The sequence below is a fragment of the Aquamicrobium sp. LC103 genome, from assembly GCF_001014615.2.
Taxonomy (GTDB): Bacteria; Pseudomonadota; Alphaproteobacteria; order Rhizobiales; family Rhizobiaceae; genus LBCQ02.
In genome coordinates this window covers 69,260-91,932 of record NZ_LBCQ02000005.1, presented here as the reverse complement: position 1 = coordinate 91,932, position 22,673 = coordinate 69,260, and the positions used below count along the sequence as shown (strand labels likewise).

22 protein-coding genes are annotated in these 22,673 nt (G+C 63.7%); 5 read left to right on the top strand and 17 right to left on the bottom strand.

Annotation, left to right across the window (positions count from 1 at the left end; all coding sequences use genetic code 11):
* Positions 1-4 precede the first annotated feature (4 nt).
* A complete protein-coding gene (locus XW59_RS11090) occupies positions 5-751 on the top strand; it encodes a FadR/GntR family transcriptional regulator (protein WP_047145228.1) in 747 nt (248 codons plus the stop codon).
* A gap of 86 nt (positions 752-837) precedes the next feature.
* Here the strand turns inward: XW59_RS11090 and XW59_RS11085 are convergent, their stop codons facing one another.
* Both XW59_RS11085 and XW59_RS11080 read right to left on the bottom strand, forming a co-directional pair.
* Entirely contained in the window at positions 838-2,109 is a 1,272-nt protein-coding gene (locus tag XW59_RS11085) for a glycosyltransferase (protein ID WP_082137548.1), read from the bottom strand.
* 212 nt (positions 2,110-2,321) lie between these two features.
* The gene (locus XW59_RS11080; RefSeq protein ID WP_047145229.1) at positions 2,322-3,269 is read right to left on the bottom strand and encodes a LysR family transcriptional regulator; all 948 of its coding nucleotides are present in this window, start codon (positions 3,267-3,269) and stop codon (positions 2,322-2,324) included.
* A gap of 118 nt (positions 3,270-3,387) precedes the next feature.
* Here XW59_RS11080 and XW59_RS11075 point away from each other — a divergent pair, with 118 nt between their 5' ends.
* Complete coding sequence (locus XW59_RS11075) at positions 3,388-4,329, top strand: ring-cleaving dioxygenase (RefSeq protein WP_137327012.1); 942 nt, start codon at positions 3,388-3,390, stop codon at positions 4,327-4,329.
* Positions 4,330-4,490: 161 nt separating this feature from the next.
* On the top strand, positions 4,491-5,603 hold the full coding sequence (locus XW59_RS11070; RefSeq protein WP_047145230.1) for an NAD(P)/FAD-dependent oxidoreductase: 1,113 nt from the start codon (positions 4,491-4,493) through the stop codon (positions 5,601-5,603).
* Positions 5,604-5,654: 51 nt separating this feature from the next.
* Here XW59_RS11070 and XW59_RS11065 read toward each other — a convergent pair whose 3' ends face one another.
* The 11 genes from XW59_RS11065 to XW59_RS11015 all read right to left on the bottom strand — a co-directional run bounded on the left by XW59_RS11065 (position 5,655) and on the right by XW59_RS11015 (position 14,968).
* A complete protein-coding gene (locus XW59_RS11065; RefSeq protein WP_136068156.1) occupies positions 5,655-5,861 on the bottom strand; it encodes a hypothetical protein in 207 nt (68 codons plus the stop codon).
* 99 nt (positions 5,862-5,960) lie between these two features.
* Positions 5,961-6,734, bottom strand: a complete 774-nt coding sequence (locus XW59_RS11060) for an ABC transporter ATP-binding protein (protein WP_246666060.1) — start codon at positions 6,732-6,734, stop codon at positions 5,961-5,963.
* A complete protein-coding gene (locus XW59_RS11055; protein ID WP_052958120.1) occupies positions 6,731-7,540 on the bottom strand; it encodes an ABC transporter permease subunit in 810 nt (269 codons plus the stop codon). Before XW59_RS11055 ends, XW59_RS11060 begins: the two co-directional genes overlap by 4 nt.
* Complete coding sequence (locus tag XW59_RS11050) at positions 7,537-8,523, bottom strand: ABC transporter substrate-binding protein (protein WP_047145231.1); 987 nt, start codon at positions 8,521-8,523, stop codon at positions 7,537-7,539. Before XW59_RS11050 ends, XW59_RS11055 begins: the two co-directional genes overlap by 4 nt.
* 32 nt (positions 8,524-8,555) lie before the next feature.
* Positions 8,556-9,380: an alpha/beta fold hydrolase gene (locus XW59_RS11045; protein ID WP_052958121.1), complete on the bottom strand. Its 825-nt coding sequence runs from the start codon at positions 9,378-9,380 to the stop codon at positions 8,556-8,558.
* Complete coding sequence (locus XW59_RS11040; protein WP_047145232.1) at positions 9,377-9,841, bottom strand: carbon monoxide dehydrogenase subunit G; 465 nt, start codon at positions 9,839-9,841, stop codon at positions 9,377-9,379. Before XW59_RS11040 ends, XW59_RS11045 begins: the two co-directional genes overlap by 4 nt.
* Complete coding sequence (locus tag XW59_RS11035) at positions 9,841-10,827, bottom strand: amidohydrolase family protein (RefSeq protein WP_047145233.1); 987 nt, start codon at positions 10,825-10,827, stop codon at positions 9,841-9,843. The genes XW59_RS11040 and XW59_RS11035 overlap by 1 nt, the downstream gene beginning before the upstream one ends.
* Positions 10,828-10,832: 5 nt before the next feature.
* Entirely contained in the window at positions 10,833-13,232 is a 2,400-nt protein-coding gene (locus XW59_RS11030; RefSeq protein ID WP_047145335.1) for a xanthine dehydrogenase family protein molybdopterin-binding subunit, read from the bottom strand.
* A gap of 5 nt (positions 13,233-13,237) precedes the next feature.
* Positions 13,238-13,735, bottom strand: a complete 498-nt coding sequence (locus XW59_RS11025) for a (2Fe-2S)-binding protein (RefSeq protein WP_170990125.1) — start codon at positions 13,733-13,735, stop codon at positions 13,238-13,240.
* Entirely contained in the window at positions 13,732-14,610 is an 879-nt protein-coding gene (locus XW59_RS11020; protein ID WP_047145235.1) for an FAD binding domain-containing protein, read from the bottom strand. Before XW59_RS11020 ends, XW59_RS11025 begins: the two co-directional genes overlap by 4 nt.
* A 34-nt stretch (positions 14,611-14,644) precedes the next feature.
* The gene (locus tag XW59_RS11015; RefSeq protein ID WP_052958122.1) at positions 14,645-14,968 is read right to left on the bottom strand and encodes an NIPSNAP family protein; all 324 of its coding nucleotides are present in this window, start codon (positions 14,966-14,968) and stop codon (positions 14,645-14,647) included.
* A 244-nt stretch (positions 14,969-15,212) separates the two neighbouring features.
* On the opposite strand from XW59_RS11015, the gene XW59_RS11010 reads away from it, so the two are divergent.
* Together XW59_RS11010 and XW59_RS11005 are read left to right on the top strand one after the other, a co-directional pair.
* Entirely contained in the window at positions 15,213-16,589 is a 1,377-nt protein-coding gene (locus XW59_RS11010) for a PLP-dependent aminotransferase family protein (protein ID WP_047145236.1), read from the top strand.
* A gap of 47 nt (positions 16,590-16,636) precedes the next feature.
* Positions 16,637-17,386 carry a sulfite exporter TauE/SafE family protein gene (locus tag XW59_RS11005; RefSeq protein ID WP_047145237.1) on the top strand — a complete coding sequence of 250 codons (750 nt, stop codon included), beginning with the start codon at positions 16,637-16,639 and terminating at the stop codon, positions 17,384-17,386.
* 193 nt (positions 17,387-17,579) lie between these two features.
* Here the strand turns inward: XW59_RS11005 and XW59_RS11000 are convergent, their stop codons facing one another.
* The 4 genes from XW59_RS11000 to XW59_RS10985 all read right to left on the bottom strand — a co-directional run bounded on the left by XW59_RS11000 (position 17,580) and on the right by XW59_RS10985 (position 22,672).
* A complete protein-coding gene (locus tag XW59_RS11000) occupies positions 17,580-19,727 on the bottom strand; it encodes a TonB-dependent receptor (protein ID WP_082137549.1) in 2,148 nt (715 codons plus the stop codon).
* 116 nt (positions 19,728-19,843) lie between these two features.
* Complete coding sequence (locus XW59_RS10995) at positions 19,844-20,671, bottom strand: ABC transporter ATP-binding protein (RefSeq protein WP_047145238.1); 828 nt, start codon at positions 20,669-20,671, stop codon at positions 19,844-19,846.
* Positions 20,658-21,644, bottom strand: a complete 987-nt coding sequence (locus tag XW59_RS10990; protein WP_047145239.1) for an iron ABC transporter permease — start codon at positions 21,642-21,644, stop codon at positions 20,658-20,660. Before XW59_RS10990 ends, XW59_RS10995 begins: the two co-directional genes overlap by 14 nt.
* On the bottom strand, positions 21,641-22,672 hold the full coding sequence (locus XW59_RS10985; protein ID WP_246666059.1) for an iron ABC transporter permease: 1,032 nt from the start codon (positions 22,670-22,672) through the stop codon (positions 21,641-21,643). Before XW59_RS10985 ends, XW59_RS10990 begins: the two co-directional genes overlap by 4 nt.
* Position 22,673 lies beyond the last annotated feature (1 nt).

Here is a 22,673-nt window from a genome sequence, read left to right as displayed (position 1 = left end):
AACCTTGGACACACTGACAAGCCGGACCATACAGGCACTCAAGGCGCACATCATCGAGAGCCGGATCGGCGAAGGTGACAAGCTCGGCTCGCTCAACGAGCTGGCCCAGCAATTCGGCGTCAGCCGTACGGTCATCCGCGAGGCCGTGTCTGCGCTGCGCTCCGACGGCGTCGTCGAGGCGCGCCACGGCGTCGGTGTGTTCGTGCGCGAGGTGCCGCAGCCGGAAGACCCGAACAGCTTCGATTCCGGCGCGGCGCTTGCGCCGCTGCGTCGGCTGAAGACCTCGTTCATGGACCTTCTCGAACTGCGGATGGCGTTCGAGGTGCATGCGGCCGGCCTTGCCGCAGCCCGGCGCTCCTGGGCGCAGGAATCGAATATCTGGAATGCCGCCCGTCAGTTCGAAGCGTCGCTGGACGATGAAGCCGCACTCGACCATCTCGACTTCGTGTTTCACCGATCGATCGCGGAAGCGACGAACAACGGCGCCTTCATAGAGTTCTTCAATCTGATGAGCCTGCAGATACTCCCCCAGCCTGCATTCTCGAAAGCGCTCAACCCCGCGCTGGTCACACCGGAATACATTCAGAACACCGTGACGGAGCACCGAGCCATCTGCGAAGCGATCAGCACAGGAAATCCCGAACAGGCACGCGAGGCCATGCGCGCGCATCTCAACAGAAGTCATCTTCGATATCGGGGGTTCGCCGATGGCAATACCTCTCCCCTAAGCAACGTGGCGCGGGAGGAATAGGGGCTCGGAAAGGCGCTTAATCTTGAACGGGCGGTCGAAGTTCCGGCAGGCCCTTGAGGGTCATCTATACAGCGTGAACGTAGTTCTCATCGTTGACCGCGGTGGTCGGCCAGCGCGGGCGACCACATATCCCAATCGGATGGAATATCCTCGCAGGATAGCCGCCGATCAATCGCCGGCGAACTCGTTGCCCGATGGTCCGAGTGGTTCACGCCCGCCCTGGCGGCCTTCCGGCTGATCGTTTCGAGCAGCAGCTTTGCCGCCACCGTCGCCCCGTCCGTGCGCATCTTGCCAGCCACGGCGGTCGCCCGCGCGCGGGTCTGTGAAGACAGTGCTGCCTCGAGGGCGGCTGACAAGGCCTCGAAGGTCAGGACCGGACCATCCTGGGCAGCGCCGATGCCCAGCTCGATCACCCGGCTTGCCCAGCGCGGCTGGTCCGCGGCCTGGGGCACGATTACCTGAGGTGCGCCGGCCTTCGCCGCGGTCGTCGTCGTGCCCGCGCCGCCGTGATGCACCACGGCCGCCACGCGCCCGAACAAAGCCTGCTGGTTGATCTCGCCCACCGCGAAACAGTCGTCCCGGGCATCGATCGGTCCCAGATCCGCCCAGCCGCGAGCAAGGAGCACACGAGAACCCTGCGCACGGACGGCCTCGATGGCGATACGCGCGCTTTCTTCCGGGAGGCGCATGCTGCCGAAGCCGACATAGACCGGCGGGGTGCCGGCGTCTAGGAAGGCCGCAAGAGCCGCTGGGAGCGGTCGATTGTCCGGCAAGAGCCACGCGCCCGTCCTCACGACCGGCACGTCTCCGGATTCCTGCTCCGGACTAAGGATCGGGTCCGCCGCCAACCACGGATGATCGGTGAACAGGAACGTTCGGGCGTCGTTCACCGGCGGCAGGCCTATCGACGCCCGATGGGCGTTGAGCGGCGCGTTGACCAAAGCGTGCCAACCCTGCGCGCCCAGCAGGCTCGGACAGAAAATCACGAACCGATGAGGAACGCCCACGTTCTCGGCCACCGATTGCGCGATGAAATGCAACATGCCGCTTGCCACGAACAGGTCGCACCCCTCGGCTGCCGCTGCGAGCGTGTCGTATGTCGCGGCGATGTATCCGGTTACGAAATCGTCCACGCTCGGGACGCGCTCCTCGGAACTCGACCGGCTTTCCGCCCACGAGCGCCACGACCTCGCAAATGGCACGAATGGCACGTCGGCGCGGGCCAACAGTTCAGCGAACTCCCCGTCCGACGGTGCGCACACGCGCACCTGTGCACCAAGTGCCTGCAGTGCCACCGCCAGGGCCACCATCGGTTCGACGTCCCCGCGCGACCCGTAAGTCGATAACAATATACGCATTTCGGTTTTCCCTATTCCTCGGATTCAGGTTTAGGGCAGCGCTCATAGACTAGGAGCGGGGCCTTGCCGCAAGCCCCCCAGCGTGGTACACGCTGGCAATGGAAGAGACTGAGGGCTCTCCACCTCCCCTTTTGCAGCGATAGAACCTTCCGGAAGCGGGAGATCCGACTATTGCTCGTTTCAACGCTGCTCGAATATTCGAGTTAGGCGTCTCACCTCGACACCGGGTCATTAGGGGCGTCGAGTTGTCCTCTCCAGGGGCGCCCGTTTGCCAGTTCAAAGGCCAGATGATCGATCAGCACACGCAGCTTAGCCGGCATCGGGCTGATGTGAGGCCAGACCGCCATCACCGGCAATGAACGGGTCTCCCTGTCAGCCAGGACTTGCCGAAGCCGCCCTTTGGCGATCGCATCGGCCACGATGAAGCCCGGCAACATAGCCAGCCCCAGGCCGGCGATCGCCATGTCGCGCATCGCCTCGCCGTTGTTGAGCACCAGCCGACCGCCAACATGGGGCGAAACGAACCGGCTGCCGTCGCGGAACTGCCAGAGCTGGCTGTCGGCCATGTGGGCATAGCCGATGGTCTGATGGCCAGCGAGATCGGCCAGCGTTTGCGGCGTGCCGGCCTGCGCCAGATAGTCCGGGCTTGCGACGACGATCTGCCGGTCGTCGCACAGCTTGCGCGCGATCAGCGCCGAGTCGCGCGCCTCGCCGATGCGGATGCCGATGTCGAACCCCTCGCGTGCCAGATCATGGGTTCGGTCGTCATAGTCGATATGGAAGCTGAGGCCAGGGTGCGCCATGGCGAACCGCGCCAGGATCGGCCCCAGATGCATCGTTCCGAAGCTCATCGGCGCGGCGATCGACAGCGACCCGACGAGCGGCGCCGCGCCGTCCATGCCCCATGCCGCGCTTTCGGCAGCCTGCATCAATTCCCTCAGCGCCGGGCGCAGCCTTTCGCTCAGGCGCATGGCGTTTTCCGTCGCGCTGATACGGCCCGCATTGCGTCGGAAAAGCGGAGCGCCGACATTCGCCTCGAAGTCCGAGATCCGTTTCGAGACGACTGATTTCGACAGGTTCAGCCGTGCCGCCGTGGCGGTGATGGAGCCAAGTTCCATCACGCTCAGGAAGGTTTCGATCTCATCCAGATTGTAACGCATGGCACGAACTCATCCCTGTCCGGGTTCGAAATTTTCGAACGCCAGATTAGCTCCCCAGGCTCTGGTATCAAACCAGGATAGTGTCGATATGGACGTCAATGGTCGAAAGGAGACAGCCATGGACCTTACAGGCATTCACCATTTGACGGCGATCACCGCCGATGCGCCGGCCAACAACCGCTTCTACACTCAGACGCTCGGAATGCGGCGCGTCAAGAAGACCGTCAACCAGGACGATACCTCCGCCTACCATCTGTTCTTTTCGGACGGGGCTGGAAGCGCCGGCAGCGACATCACCTTTTTCGACTGGCCGGTTGCCCGCGAAAGACGCGGCACCCATTCGATCAGCCAGACCGGGCTAAGGGTCAATGAGGCGAGCCTCGACTGGTGGGCGAGCCATCTGAGCGAGAACAAGGTGACGGCCGGTGAAATCGGCCGGATCGACGGCCGCGCCACCCTCGATTTCGAGGATCCGGAAGGCCAGCGACTGCGTCTCACCGCCGACCAGCCCAGTGAGGCACATCCATGGGATCGCAGCCCCGTGCCCGCCGAACACCAGATCAGGGGGCTCGGCCCGATCACCATATCCGTGCCCGATCTCGCCAACACCGAGATCGTGCTGACCAGGGTCATGAACATGATCCGGGAGCGGGACTATGCGTCTCCCGACGGCAGCGGACAGGTGCACGTGTTCAAGATGGGTCAGGGTGGGCCAGCGGCTGAACTGCACGTCGCGGTTCAACCCGATCTGCCCGTGGCGCGCCAGGGCGCGGGCGGCGTTCACCATGTCGCATTCCGCACGCCTGACGTCGGCACGATCCATCAGTGGGCGGAGCGGCTGAACGAGTTCCGCGTCCCCAGTTCCGGCGAGGTCGAGCGATACTATTTTCGCTCGCTTTATTTCCGCGAGCCGGGCGGCAACCTGTTCGAGATCGCAACCGACGGACCGGGATTTGCCGTGGACGAGCCATTCGAGACGATGGGTGAGAGGCTTTCCCTCCCACCATTTCTCGAGCCCCGGCGGGCACAGATCGAGGCGGGCCTGAAGCCGCTGGCGTAAGCGGTATTGGCTGAAGTGGTCCGGGCGAGGTGCAGCCTTGCCCGGCTCCCGATGGTGGCGACCGCATCATTGCGGCTGGCCGCCGGAACTGATTTCCTTCAGAATCGGGTTCGGGCCTGCCGTTCAAGCCGGACCTGACGTGATGTCGGTGATGATCTTCAATGGACAATATTGCATACAAAGTTGACATCGTGATCATCGGCGGCGGGCAGGCAGGCCTGTCGTCGGCCTATCATTTGCAGAAGATCGGGCTCGCGCCCGGCCGCGGTTTCGTCGTCCTCGACAAGTCGCCGCGGCCCGGAGGGGCATGGCAATTCCGCTGGCCGACCCTGACCATGAAAACGATCAACCGACTGCATGATCTGCCGGGGATGGGGTTCGCCGAAGTGCTAGACCCGGCGCAGACGGAAGTACGCGCCGCCGAAGCCGTGCCTGCCTATTTCAAGGCCTACGAGGAGCGGTTCAGCCTGCCGGTCTATCGTCCGGTGACGGTCGGCGTGGTTTGCGCGCGCGGCGACCGTTTCCGCATCGAGACCGACCGCGAAACCTTTTCAGCGCGCGGCATCATCAACGCAACCGGGACCTGGGACGCGCCACAGGTTCCTTACTATCCCGGCAGGGAGCTATTTCACGGCCGCCAGATACATACGCGAGACTATCGCTCGGCAGACGAGTTCGCCGGCCAGCGTGTAGCCATCGTCGGAGCGGGGATCTCGGCGTTGCAGATGCTGGACGAAATCTCGCACGTGGCGACGACAATATGGGTCACGCGGCGCGAACCGGAGTTCCGCCCGGGCGACTTTACCGAGGAGGCGGGCCGCTTGGCGGTGGCACGCGTTGAGGAGCGCGTGCGAAAAGGCTTCATTCCGGGCTCGGTCGTGTCGGTGACGGGCATACCCGAAACACCGTCGATCGCGGCTATGCGTGCACGCGGCGTCCTGAACCGCCTGCCGATGTTCTCCGAAATCACGGAAACGGGAATCCACTGGACCGACGGGCGGGAAGAAGCCGTCGACGCGATCGTCTGGGCTACGGGCTTCCGCAGCGCTCTCGACCATCTCGCCCCGCTCGGCCTTCGCGAGGACAATGGCGGCATCGTCATGACGGGGCGGCTGGCGACGCGGGCGGCCAGGGATCCGCGCGTGCATCTGGTCGGCTACGGCCCTTCGGCCTCGACGATCGGCGCCAATCGCGCCGGGCGCGCCGCGTCCCAGGAGCTGGTCGCCCATCTCGGCCTGCGTCCCGAGGTCGAGACGCCCACGTCGCCTTACTGATCGCGCTTCTGTTCCACCGGCAAAGAAAGCATTGCAGGAACTATGGCCTGGTCATGTCGGCGAACGCCTCGCGGACAGCCCGTTGCCGAACGCCCAGACATAGACACACGGACCGAGTTCGATTGACCACGGTCGCCGCCCTACATTTTGCTGTTCTTGTAGCCTGGCGCGCGCAATCGCCTCGTGCGAAGCGATCTCCATGGCAATGTCGTAGTCGACGCGCATGCGAAGTCTTTCACAGCCGACGATCTGCGCCAAGTCAACGAAGGTTCCCTAGCCCCGAAGCACGAACGCCGAGGCTTGACGATTTCTTTCTCCGGCTCGTGCGGGCGGCGTGATAGCCCGCCCATACGCGGTTCATTGCGAAAGCGACGCCTTGATCGTTTCGCGAATCTTCTCCTTCTCATCGCCACTCATGTTGCTCGAAAGCTCAATGTCATGCGCGATCCGCGCCGGGCGCTTCAGCACGATGATACGATCGCCGATGTCGAAGGCTTCGTTGATCGAGTGGGTGATGAACACGGCCGTCTTGCCGTTTTCGCGTACGAGGCGGGCGAATTCGGTGCGAAGCTTCTGGGCGGTGATCTCATCAAGCGCCGAGAAAGGCTCGTCGCACAGGAGAAGTTCGGCGTTGGTTGCGAAGGCACGCGCAATCGACACGCGCTGGCGCATGCCGCCGGAGAGCGCGTGCGGATAGTCGTTCTCGTGGCCGGCAAGGCCGAGCTTGTTCAGCCAGTGCATCGAGGCTTCGTGGCGCTCGGCCTTTGGAACTTCCAGCATCTCCAACCCGAGCTCGACATTCTGAACGGCCGTGCGCCACGGCAGAAGACGGTCGTTCTGGAAGACGATGGCGATCTTGCCGCGAAACCAGTCGAAGTTCTTGAACGGATTCTGTCCGGAGACGACAACCGTTCCCTTCGATGGCTCCGACAAGCCCGCGATCATGTTGAACATGGTGGACTTGCCGCAGCCGGTCTTGCCGAGCAGGGCCACCAGTTCACCCTGATTGATATCGAGCGACAGATCGTCGACAGCCTGGAAAACGCCGAGCGGTGAATCGGGATTTCCGAACTGCTTTGAGACGTTTTCGAAGCGGATTTCCGGGATCTTGTTCTGTACTGCCATGTTCATAGCGCTCGCTCCGAAACTGCGCGATAGCGGAAGGCGAAGGTTTCGATGAGGGTCAGCACCCACTGGAAGAGCAGGACGAAGAAGACGAGCTGCAGCGTCCATGCGAGCGCGCCGGCCATGTCGAAAAGCTGCTGCTGTTGAAGCAGCTGATATCCGACACCGCCGGAAGCGCCGACCAGCTCGGCGACCACCACGACGCGCGAGGCGTTGCCGAGATTGACCTTCCAGGAAGTGAGTATCTCCGGCAGCACCGCCGGCAAGATCATCACCCTGAAGAATTTGAGCCGCGTCGGGCGGAAGCTCATCACCATCTCGAGCAGGTCCTTGGGCATTGCCCGCAGCGCACCCACCACCTGGAAGGTGAAAGCGGGCAATGTCGTCACGACCATGATGAAGAGGATCCGGAACTCCACGCCGTGGAACCAGATGATCGCGAACACCACCCACGAGAGCGCCGGTATGCCCTGGAAGAAGATCAGGACCGGCGAGAGAAAGCGATCGCCCAGCTTCGACTGAACGATCAAAAAGCCGAGCAGGCAGCCGATGATGAAGGCTCCGGCAAGACCGGCCAGGATGCGGCCGGCCGTCGCCAGGACGTCGGAGAATGCCGACCAGTCAGTCAGGATATCGAGGCATCTCCAAAACACGTCCACGAGGGACGGGAAGAGATAGGGCGGGAAGAAGAGCGAGCCGAACTGCCACACCAACGCCATCACGGCGAAGGGAGCAGCCGTCATCGCGATATTCTTCAGGCTCGCCATCCCGGGAATGCGCACGGGCGCGTTATCCGATGTCGCGCTGGTCATGGTTTCTCCGATCCGGAATAGATGGTCGCGTCCGTCGGCATGGACGGCAGATAGTCGATCGAGGTGCCCGCCTCGTAAACCTTGCGGATCTCGGTGGCCACGTCGCCGGCCCACTGGACGTTCAGCCCGAGCCGGTCGTTGTTGCGGATGAGATCGGCGTAATTCTTGCGGACCTCGGGCGTGCCCTTGGCGCCGATCACCTCGGCCGCTTCCTCGGGATTGGCCGAGACCCAGTCGGCCGCGTCCTTGTAGGCGGCGTAGAGACGCGGAACGAGCGCCTCATTCTCCTCGACCCAGGACGCATGGGCAGCCACGCCGAGATAGGGGATGTTGGTCGATCCGGCGAACTCGCTCCAGGCGTCCTGAATCTTCAGATCGAGCGTGCGGGTCTCCGGGCGCTGAGCCAGAAGCGAGGTGTAGGCCGGCTCCCAGAGCTGAACCGCTGCCGCGCGATTGGCCATCGCATAGCCGACGAGGCCCGGTGTCGCCGTGTTGACGATCGAGACGTTCGAGGTATCGATGCCCTGCTGGCGCGCGAACCAGTTGAACATGACATAATTGGTCGTGCCGGCCGCCGCCGCGAGGTCCTTGCCCTGGAGATCGGCCAGCGTCTGCACTTCGTCGTTGGACGTGACGACGGCGCCCCAGAAATCGAACAGATTGAAGAGGTAGGTAGCCTTCACGCCGCGCGCTTCCGCCAGGCCGACGGTCAGCAAAGCGGCGCTGCCGCCGACCTGGAACTCGCCCGAATTGAACTGCGCGGTATAGGCGTCGGGCGTGCGCTCGACAAAGGTGATATCGAGGCCATGCTTCGTGTCGAGGCCTTGCGCCTTGATGATCGGCGGCAGGAAGGCGCCCAGCGAAGGCGGCCCGAAGACGACGATCGAAACCTCGTCCGCCACCTGCTGGGCGATGGCCTGGCTCGAAGCGATGGCGAACGCTCCGGCGACGAGTAATGTCCTGCCTAGAAATCCTGACGTCATGATTTAGTCCTCCCGTTACTTTTTGACGATGGTTATTGGTTCAATGTCCGGCGAAGCTCCCTCAGAGTGCTGGCGAGACGATCCGGTTGCTCGACGGCACTCATATGCGCCGCTTCCATCACGACGAGTTCGGCGCCAGGGATGCGCTCCACGATTTCCTGCGCGCGCGTTGGCGGGGTGGAAGGATCCGACGCTCCGGCGACGACCTTCACCGGGCACGCGATCTTGGCGAGGCCGGCCTCGAGATCGAGCGTCTTGAGAAGCTCGCAGGATAAGGCATAGCCTTCCGGCGTCACCGTCTCGATCATCGCCGCGACCTCTTTCATCAGATCCGGATTGGCGGTGGCGAAAGCCGGCGTGAACCAACGCTTCAGCGAGGGTCCAACGAGCGGCGCCATTCCATCGGCCCGCGCCACGCTCGCCCGGCTCTCCCACATCGCGGGCGTTGGAAAACTCATCGCAGTGTTTGCAAGGCACAGGCCGACGATCCGGTCGGGCGCATGGATCGCCATCCACATGCCGACCGCCCCGCCAAGCGAAAGGCCGCAAACAAGGGCCCGCTCGACGCCGCAGGCGTCGAGGACGGCGAGCGCATCCGCTCCGGCATCCGAAATGTCGAAGGCGCCGTTCGACGGCGACGAGCGACCGTGCCCGCGCGTATCGTACCGGATGCGGCGTATGTCGCCGAGCTGGGAGCAGACCGCGTCCCACATGCGCCAGTCCGCGGCCAGCGAGTTCGAGAACAGGATCGGCGGTTCATCGCCGCCCTCGTCCAGGAAGGCGATGCGCGCGTCGCCGCCAACCGTCACCTCGACGGGCTTGCCACGAGCGGCACCATGGGAATGCGGAGCATTCATGCCTTGCCTCCCGGCGCGGCTTCAAGTTCCTTGCGCAGGCCGGTGAAGAAACGACCGATGAGATTGCGCGAGACGCTGCCCAGGATGCGCTGACCAACGCCGGCGACAAGCCCGCCGACCTCGCCGACGCCGCTGTAGTCGAGACGCGAGCCACCGTCTTCCAGCTCGACGATCTCGAAGCGGGCGTCGCCCTTTCCATTACCCAGAGTGCCTTGGCCGGAAACGGAGATGGTGCAGACGCTGGGCGGTTCCTTGTCCTTCAACGCGATCGCACCCTCGAAGGAGCCGCCGACGGCGGCCACGCGAAGCTGCATCTCCACGCGATAGGCGTCGGGCGCCGTCTCGGTCATCGCCTTGCAACCGGGAATGCAGCGGGTGAGCACGTCCGGATCGTTCAGCGCTTCCCAGAGTTTCTGCCGGGAAATAGAGAAGGTTTCGTTCCCACCGATGTCGAGCTTCATCAGGCAGCCTCCAGCCCGAGCAGCCGCGCGGCCAGACCGCCATTGATCGAAGCCTTTTCCGCGTCGTCGAAGCCGGTTTCGTCGACAATCCCGAGCGGAGCGAGGTCGCCGATGGGGAACGGCATGTCCGAGCCCATCATGATGCGATCAGGCCCGACGACGTCGCTGAGAAAGCGCAAGGCGCGTGTGTCCTGGACGATCGTGTCGTAATAGAAGGAGGCAAGCGCGGCGTCCGGATCGCCAAGTTTGTCGCGATCGAGGCTGAAGTTGCGCCGTAGGCGGCCAACCACGTAAGGCAGGGCCGCTCCACCGATGCCCGCAACGATCTTGGCACCAGCATAACGCTGGACGTGACCGGAATAGATGATGCGTGACAGCGCGATCAGCGTATCGGTGATGCGCCCGACCGCATTCGCCATGCCGTAATCGTGAACGCGCTCGTCACCGCTCTCGAAGACAGGGTGAATAAAGATCACCGAGCCCAGATCGGACGCCGTCTTCCAGAACGGGTCGAGATCGGGATCGTCGAGCACGCCGCCGCGTCCCTTCGGCTGAGTGCCGATCATCGCGCCCGCGAAGCCGACGCGGTGCGCCTCCTGCAGGACTTCAGCCGCGGCCGCGCCGTCCTGCAGCGGGACGGTGGCAAGCGGGATCAGGCGTGGCTCGGCCTTTGCCGCCGCCATCAGATGCGCGTTGATGAGCCGCGACCAAGCCGCGCCTTCCGATACAGGAATCTCATAGCCGAACATATCGAGCCAGCCGCCGAAGACCTGGCGGTCTATGCCCTGCTCGTCGAGCCATTTGAGACGGCCCTCGAGGTCGGTCAACGGCTTGGAGACCGGCCGCGTCGGCTTGTGCCCTGCGAAGGAGAATCCGAGGCTGGCGCCGTCCTCGACCAGGCGGACGGATGGGAATGCCGAGCGCTGCTCGCGGATCGCGGCGAGCAGGTCCTGAGGCACGAAATGAGCATGGGCGTCTATGATCATCGCAGTCAGTCTTTCTTCAAAGTGTCGGATGCTTCGGCCACGGTGTCGCCGATGGCCGAGATTCTGATCGGTAGGGAATGGAAGCCGATGCCGAGATGGCGAACGGCATCGTTGATCGCGCCGGAAATGGCGGCCGGGGCGCCGAGATAGCCGCTTTCGCCGGAACCCTTCTGGCCGAACACGGTGAAGGGCGATGGCGTGCAGTGATGCACGATCTCGACATGGGGCACCTCGTGCGAGGAAGGCAGGAGATAGTCCATGAAGCTCTGGGCGAGCAGCTGGCCCTCCGCATCGTAGGCGAATTCCTCCAGCAATGCGGCCCCGAGCCCGTGGGCGATGCCGCCCAGGGTCATGCCCTTGACGATATGCGGATTGATCACCGTGCCGCAGTCGTGGCCGATCACGTAGCGGCGTATCTCGGGCTTGCCGAGGACCGGGTCGATCGCCACCAGCAGCATGTGGAATTCGAAGGAGTGGCACGGATACATCTGCACCCGACCGTCCTCGGGCAGCTTGCCGCCCGTGGGGACCTGCATGATGTGGGTCGCCTCAAGTCCTGGCGTCATGCCCGGCGGCAGATCGTGATAGCGCCGGTGGGCGATGTTGACGAGTTCGGCCCATTCGATCCGCTTTCCGTCCGGAGCGATGACGGCCCCGGCCTCATACCGCGCATCGTCCGCCTCGCAGCCCAGCCGATGAGCACCAATCGCGACGAGCTGTTGCTTCAACTTCTCGGCGGCCTTGAAGGCGGCGCCTCCCAGCATGATGGCCATGCGGCTGCCGACCGGCGAATTCGACGGCAGGCTGGAGAGCGTATCGGGGCGAACGATCTGGATCCGTTCAGGGTCGATCTCCAGCACCTCCCCGAGCACGGTCGAGGTCAGCGTCTCGTGCCCCTGCCCCGCGGAGGTAGTGTGGATCGTCGCCGTGACATAGCCGAGGCCGTCGACGTTGATCCGGCACGAATCCATCCAGGTGGTTGTCTCGTTTTTCTCGTTGAGCAGTGGCTCGAAGGACGAGTTGCCGCCGCTGGGCTCCAGACAGGATGCGATGCCGATACCCGCAAGGAGACCTTCCCCGCGCAGACGGTCTCGCTCTTCGATCAGCGCCTTGTAGTCGATCGCGTCAACGACCTTCCGCGCGACGGTGTGATAGTCGCCGCTGTCGTAGCGCGTTCCCGACGGGATGAGGTAAGGGAACTGATCAGACTCGATGAAGTTGCGCCGACGCACTTCGAGCCGATCCATGCCGAGCGCCGCGGCGACCTTGTCCACGGCCGTCTCAATCGCATAATTGGTCGGCGACTGGCCAAAGCCGCGGACGGCTTCCTGAACGGTCTTGTTGGTCATGACCGAACGTGCCTGATAACGAACGCTCTCGATGCGGTAGGGGCCGACGATTGCGCCGATGGGCTTGCCGAGCTGGAAAGGAGCGCGGCCGGCATAGGCGCCAACATTGTCGGTGGCGCGCATCTTCATCGAGCGGATGCGGCCATCGGTCTCGTAGGCGACCGACACGTCGAAGATACGCTCTGGACCATGCGCGTCGCCCGCCCGCATATTCTCCAGCCGGTCTTCGATCAGGCGAACCGGTCGGCCAAGCGTGCGGGCGAGATGAGCGGCAAGCACGGTGTGCTTGATGCCACGCTTAACGCCGTAACTTCCACCGACATCGACATCCTGATGCACCCGGACCTTGTTGAGCGGGATACGCAGGGCCCGCGCGATCTGGTCCGAATATTTCGGCATCTGGATCGACGCCCAGACGTCCAGCATCTCAGCCCAGGGATCCCACTGCGCGACGACACCGAAGGTCTCGATCGGAACGGTCGAATTGCGCCCCCAGGTGACGCGGAAGTCGAGCTGGTGCGCCGCCTCCGAGAAGTGGCGGTCGACCTCTCCCCAGTTGAAGGTCTTATCGAGAAGGACATTCGTGCCATGCGCGGGATGCACCAGAGGGCTTCCGCTGCCCATGGCCTCCTCGACATCGACAACATGCGCCACCGGGTCATAATCGACACGCACGAGTTCCGCCGCATCCTCGGCAAGCGCCCGGCTGTCCGCGACCACGGCCGCCACCCATTCTCCCGAGTACCGGGCCTGATCCACGGCGAGCGGATAGCGCTTCACCCGGGGTGTATCGAGGCCGTTCATCAGGGGGTCGGTCGCCGCCGCCAGATCCTCACCGGTCAGCACGGCGTGCACACCATCCGCGGCCAAAGCTTGGGAGGAGTCGATCGAGACGATGCGCGCGGCCGGATATTGCGACGCCACAAGCGCCACATGCAGCATGTCGGGCAGGACGATGTCGGCGACATAGCGCCCCTTCCCGGCCACGAAGCGACGATCCTCACGTACGCGGCGATTGGAAGAGACGAAGCGGAAGGGTTTGGACGGAGCGTTCATGTCGGTCACTCCGCAGCCGCCGCGCGCGGTTCGTTCGCGCGGGCCAGGCGCTCGGCGGCAAACTCGATGGCTTCCACTATCTGGCCATAGCCGGTGCAGCGGCAGATATTCCCGGATATGGCGTCGACGATCTCTTCGCGCGACGGTGTCACGTTCTTCTGCAGCAGCGCGTGCGCCGTCAGGATCATGCCCGGAGTGCAGTAGCCGCACTGCATGCCGTGCGTCTCGCAGAATGCATCTTGCAGAACGCTCAATTCACCTGGAGCCGGAGCCAAGCCTTCGATGGTGGTGATCTCGTGTCCGTCCGACTGAACCGCCAGCATGAGGCAGGCACGCACCGGCGCGCCGTCCACGAGCACCGTGCAGGCGCCACAGACCCCGTGCTCGCAGCCCGTATGCGTGCCGGTCAGCCGAAGATCGTCGCGCAGCGCATCCAGCAGGGTCTTGCGAGGCTCGACGTCGATCTCGACCATTCTGTCGTTCACATTCAGCTCGACCTTCATCGCCTCGTCTCCAATGCTGCCGACGCGTTCGAATGCGCCTGAACCACGGCCTTGACAGCGAGATCGAGTGCCGCACGCTTGCGATAGGCCGCGCTGGCATGGAGATCGGTCTCCGCATGGAGCGCTTCGATTCCCGATGCGACCGCATCGCTCAGACGCCGCCGATCGAGTACCTCGCCGGCGACTTCGCCCAGATCGATCGCCACCGGTCGGTCCTCAACACCGCCGACACCGAGGACGATGCGCGATATCCGCCCCTCCGGGTCGAGAGAGAGCTGGGCGGCGGCGGAAGCAAAGGCGAAATCGCTGCGGCGCGCGCTGATTTCCTGGAAGCCCACACCCACAGCCCCGTTCCAGACCGGCAGGCGCACCGCGGTCAGACAAGCCTCGGGCGCAGCCGCCGTCACCATGGCGCCGATGAAGAAATCCTCGGCAGGAACGATGAATTCGTCCTCGCCCTCGCGAAGGATGATCTCTGCCCTAAGCGTCACGGCCACCAGCGGGATCTCGGCCGACGGATCGGCGTTGGCTATGGAGCCGCCGACCGTGCCGCGGCTGCGTGTGGGAGCATGTCCGATCCAGGGAAGCGCGGCGTGCAGCAGCGGCACATACCGAGCGATATCAGGCGACGCTTCGGCCTCGGCCTGCCGCGTCGCAGCGCCGATAACCAGGTGGTCGCCATCGATTTCGATCCTGCGCAACTCGGCGATGCGAGCCACGTCTATCAGGAGCGTCGGCCGGGCAAGCCGCATGGCCAGCATGGGTATGAGCGTCTGGCCGCCGGCAATGATCCGTGCATCGAAATTGTCCGCCAGGAGCGCACAGACGTTCGAGACGGTGTCGGGACGGATATAGTCAAAGGGGGCTGGCTTCATCGGAACTCCTCCATTCGCTTGCCTGCGCCGCTGCTCAGCCCAACGGCAGGCCCGCAAAAGCAGGAGACAGCACCGAAACGGTCTGCCGCGCCAGGAGCGGGCCGTCGGATTCGCTGGCCGTCTTGATCCGCTTCCAATCCGGATCGGAACCGAAACGCTCCCAAGCCGCCTTGCGTGCTTCCTCATTCGGGAAGCGGGTCACGTAGGTCAGCTTTCCGTCCTCTTCAGGAGCAACGAAGGCACCCAGCAGCTCTATGCCAAAGCCGGGAAAACGCGGGGCGACCTCCTGCTCGAAACGCCGCCTCATGGCCTCGGCCTTGCCGTCTGCGGCCTCATACACGCGCACTTCGTAGATCACGGAACCTCCTTCAGCCTCCTCATGCCCTCGATGCGGGCAATTGGCTGAAGGCTATAAATTGATCCCACTCAATGTCAACATATGATATGCTACAATCGCACCATATTTCTAGATTGTTCTCGATTTATTGGCTGTGCGCCGTTATAACAGGAACAATAACTGGGTACATCGGTGACATTCCCATTGCGGAAATGGCTTGCATGGCCTATCCCGCCAGAAGGTAACGCAAGGACGGGTACATTGAATGGGTGAATGGATACCTGTTCTGGAGAAGCAGGAGGCGCTTCGCTACACGGCGATCGTGGAAGCGCTCGAACGCGATATCGCCTCGGGGCACCTCCACGACGGCACGCGACTTCTTCCGCAGCGCGAGCTTGCCAATCATCTCGGCGTCAGCGTCGGCATGGTATCCCGCGCCTATGCGGAGGCGGAACGTCGCGGGCTGATCAGCGGTCAGGTGGGTCGTGGCACCTACGTTAGCGCCAAGACTGGCAAGCACAGTCCAAAAGCCGAGCAGGCGGGCGGCTTCGTCGACCTCGCGCTGAACGCTCCTCCGGATACGGGCGCGACGGAACTGGTGGAGGGCCTCCTTGCGGAAATCGCCGCGGACAGGACGATCCACAGGCTGTGCGGATATCTGCCGCATCAGGGACTAGCCGAGCATCGGGCGGCAGTCGCCGAGTGGCTGGCCACGACCGGATATCCCGTACCGGCGGACCGCGCCTTCATAACGCACGGAGCCCAGCACGGCCTGTTCCTGGGCATGTCCATGGTGGCGGCGTCGGGCGACACGATCCTGACCGAGGAACTGACCTACGCCGGCATCACTGCCTTGTCGACGATGGCCGGCTACCACATTCACGGAGTGGCGATGGACCGCCATGGACTGCTTCCGGACGCGCTGGACGCGGCATTCCGGGAAACGCAGGCGCGGGTCGTCTACATGATGCCGACCTACCAGACGCCAACGGCGCGCACCATGCCCCAGGAGCGGCGCGAAGCAATCGCGGAGGTGGTGAGCCGCCACGACGCCTATCTCATCGAGGACGACGCCTATGGATTTCTGCCACCCACGCCGCAGCCGTCGATCTCGGCGCGCATTCCCGAACGCTCCTTCTACGCCGTGAGCTTTGCCAAATGCCTGGCCCCCGGCCTACGGATCGGGGCTCTGGTCCCCCCCGATTCCTTCCGGGGACAGGCAATCAACTCGCTTCGCGCCACGGGCTGGATGGCGACGCCGACCATGGCCGAAGTGGTCAGCAGGGCGATCCGCGGCGGTCACCTGGCGGAACAGGCGGAGCGGAAGCGGGTCGAGGCGACGAGGCGACAGGACGCAGCCAAGCTCATCCTGGGCGAATGGCTTTCTCCTGTCTCGTTGGCCGGCGGCTTCCATGTCTGGCTTGAGCTGCCGCGAGGCAGAACGTTGGATACCCTCATCGCCCAGGCCTACAGCGCGGGGATACGCCTTGCCGCCTCCAGTGCGGTGGGTGGCGGAAACGGAAACCAGCTCAACGGCGTCCGCCTGTGCCTCGGTGGGGCTTCGAGCCTGACCGAGCTGGAAGGGGCGCTGCGCGGCATCAGACGCATCGTCAGCAGCGTCGAAGAGATTTCCCTCGTCTGAACCGCCCGAAAGAGGCACATCCGTTCATCCCATCCGAAAAAGAGCGAATGTCCCTGACCCTCCTCGCCCTCGTCTTCGTCTCCCTGCTCGGCGGCGGAATCGTCAAAGGCGCGGCCGGTCTCGGTCTGCCGATGATCGCCATTCCGGTCCTGTCGATCTTCATCGGCATCCCCCAGGCCGTGACGATCGTGGCTCTACCTATGTTCGCTACGAATGCATGGCAGATCTGGCAGTTCAGGCAGGAGCGGTCGAATGCCGGTTTCCTGCCCTCCTTCCTGACCGCCGGGGCTCTGGGCATCCTGCCGGGAACCTGGCTTCTGTCGAGCATATCGGCCGAATATCTTGACCTCGCGCTCGGCATCACGGTCGTCGTCTATCTGCTGCTTCGGCTGAGCGCGCCCGAGTTCAAGCTTTCCGAGGCACAAACCCGAAAGATTGCCCCGGTGGCCGGCTTTTCGGCCGGACTGCTGCAGGGCGCCACCGGGCTATCCGGTCTCGTCGGCGCGACCTTCTTTCATGCCGGCCGGTTGTCGCGAGGTGCATTCATGTTCTGCCTCGCTTCGATGTTCTTCCTGTTCATCTGCATCCAGCTATCCCTGCTGGTCGCCACCGGCATGGCCACCCGCGCCAATCTGGGCGCGGGCGTCTTCGCGCTGATCCCCGCGGCGCTCGGACTTTATGCGGGCAATGCCATAGCCGGCCGACTCGAACGACGCGTGTTCGATATGCTGATCTATGTCGTCCTTTCCGGTTCCGCGATCCCGCTGATCTGGAGGAGCCTCGCCTTGCTCTTTTGATCCGCCTTACCTGGCGGGGGCCGACCCATTTGGTCGGATGCGCGAGCACTCAAGACGGATGATGCTGGGTGTCCCTCGACTTTCAAGCCGTCGTCGCCGGCCCGAGAAAGCTCATGGTTCTCCCACGAGACATCGCCGCCCACACCCTTTTTCATGCCCCGAATGCACCAAAGCCAGCCGGAAACGTTATCGCCTAGAACCTCGCCTTCATGTTGATGCCGAAGGTCTGTGGTGCACCCAAGGTCGCATATTCGTTGCCGGAATCCAGATCGTAGTAAGTGTAGTGGCGTTCGTCGAACAGGTTCTCGGCGAAAGCGTTGATCTCCCAGTTCTCCGCGCGATAGCCGGCCTGCAGGTTGACGACCGCGTAGCCGTCGAGCCGCTCCTGCGGGGCGGCACCGAAGCGCGTCAGGAAGCTGGAGACGTATTTCGCATCCGCCCCGACATAGAACCCGTTCTGGAACTCGTAGCGCCCACCCAGCGCAATGGTCCATTCCGGGGCCTCCGGGAAAGGCGTGCCGCTGAGATCGCCGTAAACCGCATGGTCGAAATCCAGAAACTCGGTATGGACATAGCCGATCGACATGAAGGTCGAGAACTGATCCGTGACCTGGAAGGTCGGCTCGATCTCGAAGCCGTAGCTTTGGGACGAGGCGGCATTCGTGGTGATGCGGTAGAACGGGTCACTGGGATCGGGACGGATCTCGATCTGCTGGTCGGTATATTTGGTGTAGAAGACGTTCGCGTTCAGGGTGAGGCGATCATCCAGGAAACGTCCCTTGTAGAACAGCTCCACATTGTGCGCCTTCTCGGGATCGTAGGAGTAGACGTCCTGCGTCCTGCTGTCGAATACATATCCACCGGTGCGGAAGCCCTGCGAGTAGGTCACGCCGGCCGTATGCACCTCTCCGAAATCCTTCGAAAAGCCGACCTTTGGAACGAAATTGAACTCCTCGATCTGTGTAGAATAGTCGACAACTTGCGGGGTGGGAAGCAGGACGGCCGACCTCACATTGTGATGTTCCGCATCCTGCCACGTGTAGTCGGCACGCCCCCCGAGGATGACGTTCCAGGTTGGAGCGAATTCGTAGCTGAGTTCGCCGAAGGCGGCCAGATTGGAAGTGTCGCGCTTCATCGTGTTGCGGTCGTTGACCGAAAACGCCGGAAATCCCGGGATCGGCATGGTCCGATCGAAGAGCGTATCGTAATGCTGGTAGCTTCCGTAGACGCCGGCGACCCAGGTGAGCCTCTCTCCTTCGTAGTTCAGCCGCGCTTCCTGGGTGAAGAGCAGATCGTCCTGATAGCCCTTGAAGACGTTTGTTTCGCCAGCGGTGCCTTCATTGACGGAGGGGCGATCCGTATAGGAGTTGGTCAGGCCGGTCATCGAAGTGAAGCGCAGCCTATCCGACAGGTCGTGTGTTATCTCCAGGCCGGCATTGTGAACGCGCGTCGAACGGACCTCGGTATAATAGGGAACGTTGAAGTCGCCGCGATCATCGTCGAGGTTGAAGCCCGGGCCCGAGCCGATGTCGCGGGTTGTCGGTGCGTCGTGGGCAAACGAATAGCTGAGGAGCGCGCGCGTGCTCTCTAGCTCGGCCGGCGTCAGCAATAGTTTGCCGCGAATATTGTAGTAGAGGTCCTCGGAGAGTTCGTCGTACCGCTCGAACCGCTCGTAATCGGGAAAATTAAGGTCCGATTTGCTGCGTTGGAACGCACCGGATATGCGCATCGCGACCTGATCCTCGACCAGCGGCGTGTTGATCATGAACGCCGTACCGAGCAGGCTGTTCGTACCACCGGTACCGGAAAATTCCAGCTGCCTGTCGAAGGTCGGATCCTTCGTCTTGAGATATATCGCGCCAGCCATCGCCGCGCGACCGCTCTGCGTGGACTGCGGGCCACGATAGACCTCGACCTGCTCCACGTCCCAAAGGCCGCGCGCGCCGCGACGCGTGCCGTCCAAGGTCTGCAGGACTCCGTCGACATAGAAGGAGCCGACCGGCGCGCCTCCCGGCACCAAGCCTTCGGAGCTCATGCCGCGGATAATGAAACCGGAATCAGCCCAGGCCGCGTCGAGAACGTTGCCGAGGCGGCGAAACGCATCGCGGAAGCTGTTGATCTGACCGTCCTCGATATCCTTCGCCGTTACGACGCCTACGCTCGCGGACGTATCGCCCAGCGTTCCGGCATCTTTCGAACCGTAGATGACGATCCCGTCGAGCGTGATCACTTCACCTTGCGCCTCTTGGGCCATGGCGCTTCCCGCCACCGGCGCCACGAGCAAGGCTGCGACGCTCACGCTCCGCAGCGCCTCACGGCTCGACTTACAGAAAATATTCATATCCCCAGCTCCCTCACAAGCAATCCGGGGAACCTTAGATTAAATCTTGACTGTATCAATCATATTTTGCCGCCGTGCCCTGCCGGGCGACCGGACTGTTGCAGCGCGGTCACAGTTTAACCATTGTCGGGACAAACTCTCGTTCCGAGAGCCGGGATGCACATCGGCGCACCCGTATAGGGATCGGGGATGATGGAGGCGTCGACGCCGAAGACATCACGTATGTGCTCGCGGCTCATAACGTCGTGGGACGTTCCCTCCGAGACGATGGATCCTTCCTTCAGCAGCACCAGCCGGTCCGCATAGCGCGCCGCTTGATTGAGATCGTGGAGCACGGCGACAATTGTCTTGCGTCGTTCCCGCACGAGCTTGACGACGAGGTCGAGAACCTCGATCTGATGGCCTAGATCGAGGAAGGTCGTCGGCTCGTCCAGAAGCAGGATCTCGGTCTGCTGCGCCAGCGTCATCGCGATCCAGGCGCGCTGCCTTTGCCCGCCTGACAGGCTGTCCAGCGGCCGCCCCGCGAACTCCCCCATATGCGTGAGTTCGAGTGCCTCGGTGCATGCCACTTGATCCGCCTCAGACCAACGGCCGAACAGGCTTCGATGCGCGTAGCGGCCCTGCTGCACCAGCTCGGCGACCGTAAGCCCCTCGGGCGCGCGCGGATTCTGCGCCAGCACGCCGACATGGCGCGCGAGTTGCTTGATCGACAACCTCGCGATCGACTGTCCGTTCAGCTCGATCGTCCCAGCCTCCACCGGCAGAAGGCCGGCGAGCGCACGCAGGATCGTGGACTTGCCGCTGCCGTTCGGCCCGACGAGGACGGTGAAGGCCGCGGGCTCGATGGTCAGGTCCAGGGCGCCGACGACGCGCGTGCGCCCGTAGCCGATCGCAACGCCCGTGGCCGACAGAGAGGCCGGGCCCTGCCGCTCATGCTGCAACATGACGCCGCTCCCACATCAAAAAGGCAAAGAAAGGTGCGCCCAGCAGCGCGGTGAGGATGCCGGCCGGGATCTGCGCGGGCGCGATGATCGTACGCCCCACCAGATCGGCCGCCATGACGAGAACTGCGCCGAGAAGCGCGGCAGCCGGCACCAGCCTGACATGGCTGCGCCCGACGATGCGCCGCGCGAGATGCGGCGCGATCAGCCCGACGAAACCAATGAGCCCCGAGACGGCGACGGCCGCACCCGATAGAAGCGTGCAGGCGGCGATCATCATGAGACGCACGCGGTCGACGGGTTGGCCGAGCGAGCGCGCCGTCTCGTCGCCAAAGCTTATCGTGTCGAGCTGCCGCGCGCTTGCCCACACGAGAGCAAACGGAAGGCCCGCCCACATCAACAACGTCTGCACTTTCGCCCAAGAAGCGTCATAGATGCTGCCGGCGAGCCAGACCATGGCGCGCTGCACGTCACGCACGTCGCCAAACGCGCTCAGAAAGGCGGTCGCCGAGCCACCGAGCGAGGAGAGCCCTATACCGATGAGAATGAGTCTCAGCGAACTGGTGCCGTTGCGCCATGCAAGCAGGTAGACGGCGAGCGTCATGGCCGCGGCGCCGGCGAAGCTCGCGGCCGGAACCAGGTGATCGGGCGCCGGGTTCATGCCGACGATGATGATCATCGCCGCAAGCGCCGCGCCGCTGTTGATGCCCAACAGGCCCGGCTCCGCGAGCGGGTTGCGCATGACGGCCTGCGTAATCGCCCCGGCTACGCCCAATGCCGCGCCGACAAGCAAGGCAAGCACGGCGCGCGGCAGCCTCAGGTCGAGCACGATCATGTCGATTTCCGCGCCGACAGCCGGATCGCCGCGCAGCACCTGCCACAGTTCCGTAAGCGGGACCGGATAATCGCCTTGAACCAGCGATACCAGCAGCAGCGACATGATCGCCAGCACGAGCAGGGTTACGGGACGGATCATGCGCGTGCGTCCGCCCTGGAGCGCGCGAGATAGATGAAGAACGGCGCGCCGATCAGCGCCATGGTCACACCCACCGGGAGACTTTGCGAAGGCATCAGCAGACGCGCGACGGCGTCCGCGCTCACCACGAGCAACGCCCCGAAAAGACCGCTGAAAGGTATGATCCAGCGATAGTCGACGCCCATGGTCATGCGCGCGATATGCGGCACGACCAACCCGACGAAGGCGATCGGGCCGGCAAGGGCCACGGCACTGCCAGCCAGAATGACGACGATGCCGGCCGCGATAGCCCGCCAGAGAACCGCGTTCTGGCCGATCGAGCGCGCGATCTCGGCCCCAAGGCTCAACGTGGTGATCTGACGGCGAAACAATAAGGCGGCCAATATTCCCAGGATCGTGTAAGGCGCGATGGCCACCGAGCTGGAGAGCGGACGCCCCGCGAGCGACCCGACGGCCCATAGCCTTATCTGGTCCAGCGCACCTTGGTCGAAGATCAACACCGCCGTGGTGAGCGACGTCAGGAAGACGCTGAAGACCGCCCCGGCCAGCAGCAGCTTCAGCGGCGTGGCCCCACCGACGCCGAACGAAGCCACGGTGTAGACGGCGACCGCCGCCGCGGTCGCTCCCGCAAAGGCGAACCAGGCATGCACCGCACTGGAATCCGTGTTGAACAGGATGATCGACATGACCACGCAGAAGGCGGCGCCGGCGTTGATGCCGAGCAGATCCGGCGAAGCCAGCGGATTGTTGGTCGCAGCCTGCATAATCGCGCCGGCCACCGCGAAAGACGCTCCGACCAGTATCCCGGCAAGCACGCGCGGCAGTCGCACGTAAATCACCACCGTATGCTCCCTGGACCCGTCGAAACGTACCAGCGCATCGACGACCTCGCTAGCTGCAAGGTCGGAGGTGCCCACGGTCATTGCCCACACACCGGCAACCGCCAGCAGACCGGCAAGCAGCAGAAGGGTCGCGTTTTTTCCGACCGAACCCCCGGTCACGCCGCTATGGGCCGAAGTCCCGATCACC

Coding starts and splice junctions, on each gene's coding strand:
- XW59_RS11085 (WP_082137548.1), bottom strand. CDS start 2,109: ATGCGTATATTGTTATCGACTTACGGGTCGCGCGGGGACGTCGAACCG.
- XW59_RS11080 (WP_047145229.1), bottom strand. CDS start 3,269: ATGCGTTACAATCTGGATGAGATCGAAACCTTCCTGAGCGTGATGGAA.
- XW59_RS11075 (WP_137327012.1), top strand. CDS start 3,388: ATGGACCTTACAGGCATTCACCATTTGACGGCGATCACCGCCGATGCG.
- XW59_RS11070 (WP_047145230.1), top strand. CDS start 4,491: ATGGACAATATTGCATACAAAGTTGACATCGTGATCATCGGCGGCGGG.
- XW59_RS11060 (WP_246666060.1), bottom strand. CDS start 6,734: ATGAACATGGCAGTACAGAACAAGATCCCGGAAATCCGCTTCGAAAAC.
- XW59_RS11055 (WP_052958120.1), bottom strand. CDS start 7,540: ATGACCAGCGCGACATCGGATAACGCGCCCGTGCGCATTCCCGGGATG.
- XW59_RS11050 (WP_047145231.1), bottom strand. CDS start 8,523: ATGACGTCAGGATTTCTAGGCAGGACATTACTCGTCGCCGGAGCGTTC.
- XW59_RS11045 (WP_052958121.1), bottom strand. CDS start 9,380: ATGAATGCTCCGCATTCCCATGGTGCCGCTCGTGGCAAGCCCGTCGAG.
- XW59_RS11040 (WP_047145232.1), bottom strand. CDS start 9,841: ATGAAGCTCGACATCGGTGGGAACGAAACCTTCTCTATTTCCCGGCAG.
- XW59_RS11035 (WP_047145233.1), bottom strand. CDS start 10,827: ATGATCATAGACGCCCATGCTCATTTCGTGCCTCAGGACCTGCTCGCC.
- XW59_RS11030 (WP_047145335.1), bottom strand. CDS start 13,232: ATGAACGCTCCGTCCAAACCCTTCCGCTTCGTCTCTTCCAATCGCCGC.
- XW59_RS11025 (WP_170990125.1), bottom strand. CDS start 13,735: ATGAAGGTCGAGCTGAATGTGAACGACAGAATGGTCGAGATCGACGTC.
- XW59_RS11020 (WP_047145235.1), bottom strand. CDS start 14,610: ATGAAGCCAGCCCCCTTTGACTATATCCGTCCCGACACCGTCTCGAAC.
- XW59_RS11010 (WP_047145236.1), top strand. CDS start 15,213: ATGGGTGAATGGATACCTGTTCTGGAGAAGCAGGAGGCGCTTCGCTAC.
- XW59_RS11005 (WP_047145237.1), top strand. CDS start 16,637: ATGTCCCTGACCCTCCTCGCCCTCGTCTTCGTCTCCCTGCTCGGCGGC.
- XW59_RS11000 (WP_082137549.1), bottom strand. CDS start 19,727: ATGAATATTTTCTGTAAGTCGAGCCGTGAGGCGCTGCGGAGCGTGAGC.
- XW59_RS10995 (WP_047145238.1), bottom strand. CDS start 20,671: ATGTTGCAGCATGAGCGGCAGGGCCCGGCCTCTCTGTCGGCCACGGGC.
- XW59_RS10990 (WP_047145239.1), bottom strand. CDS start 21,644: ATGATCCGTCCCGTAACCCTGCTCGTGCTGGCGATCATGTCGCTGCTG.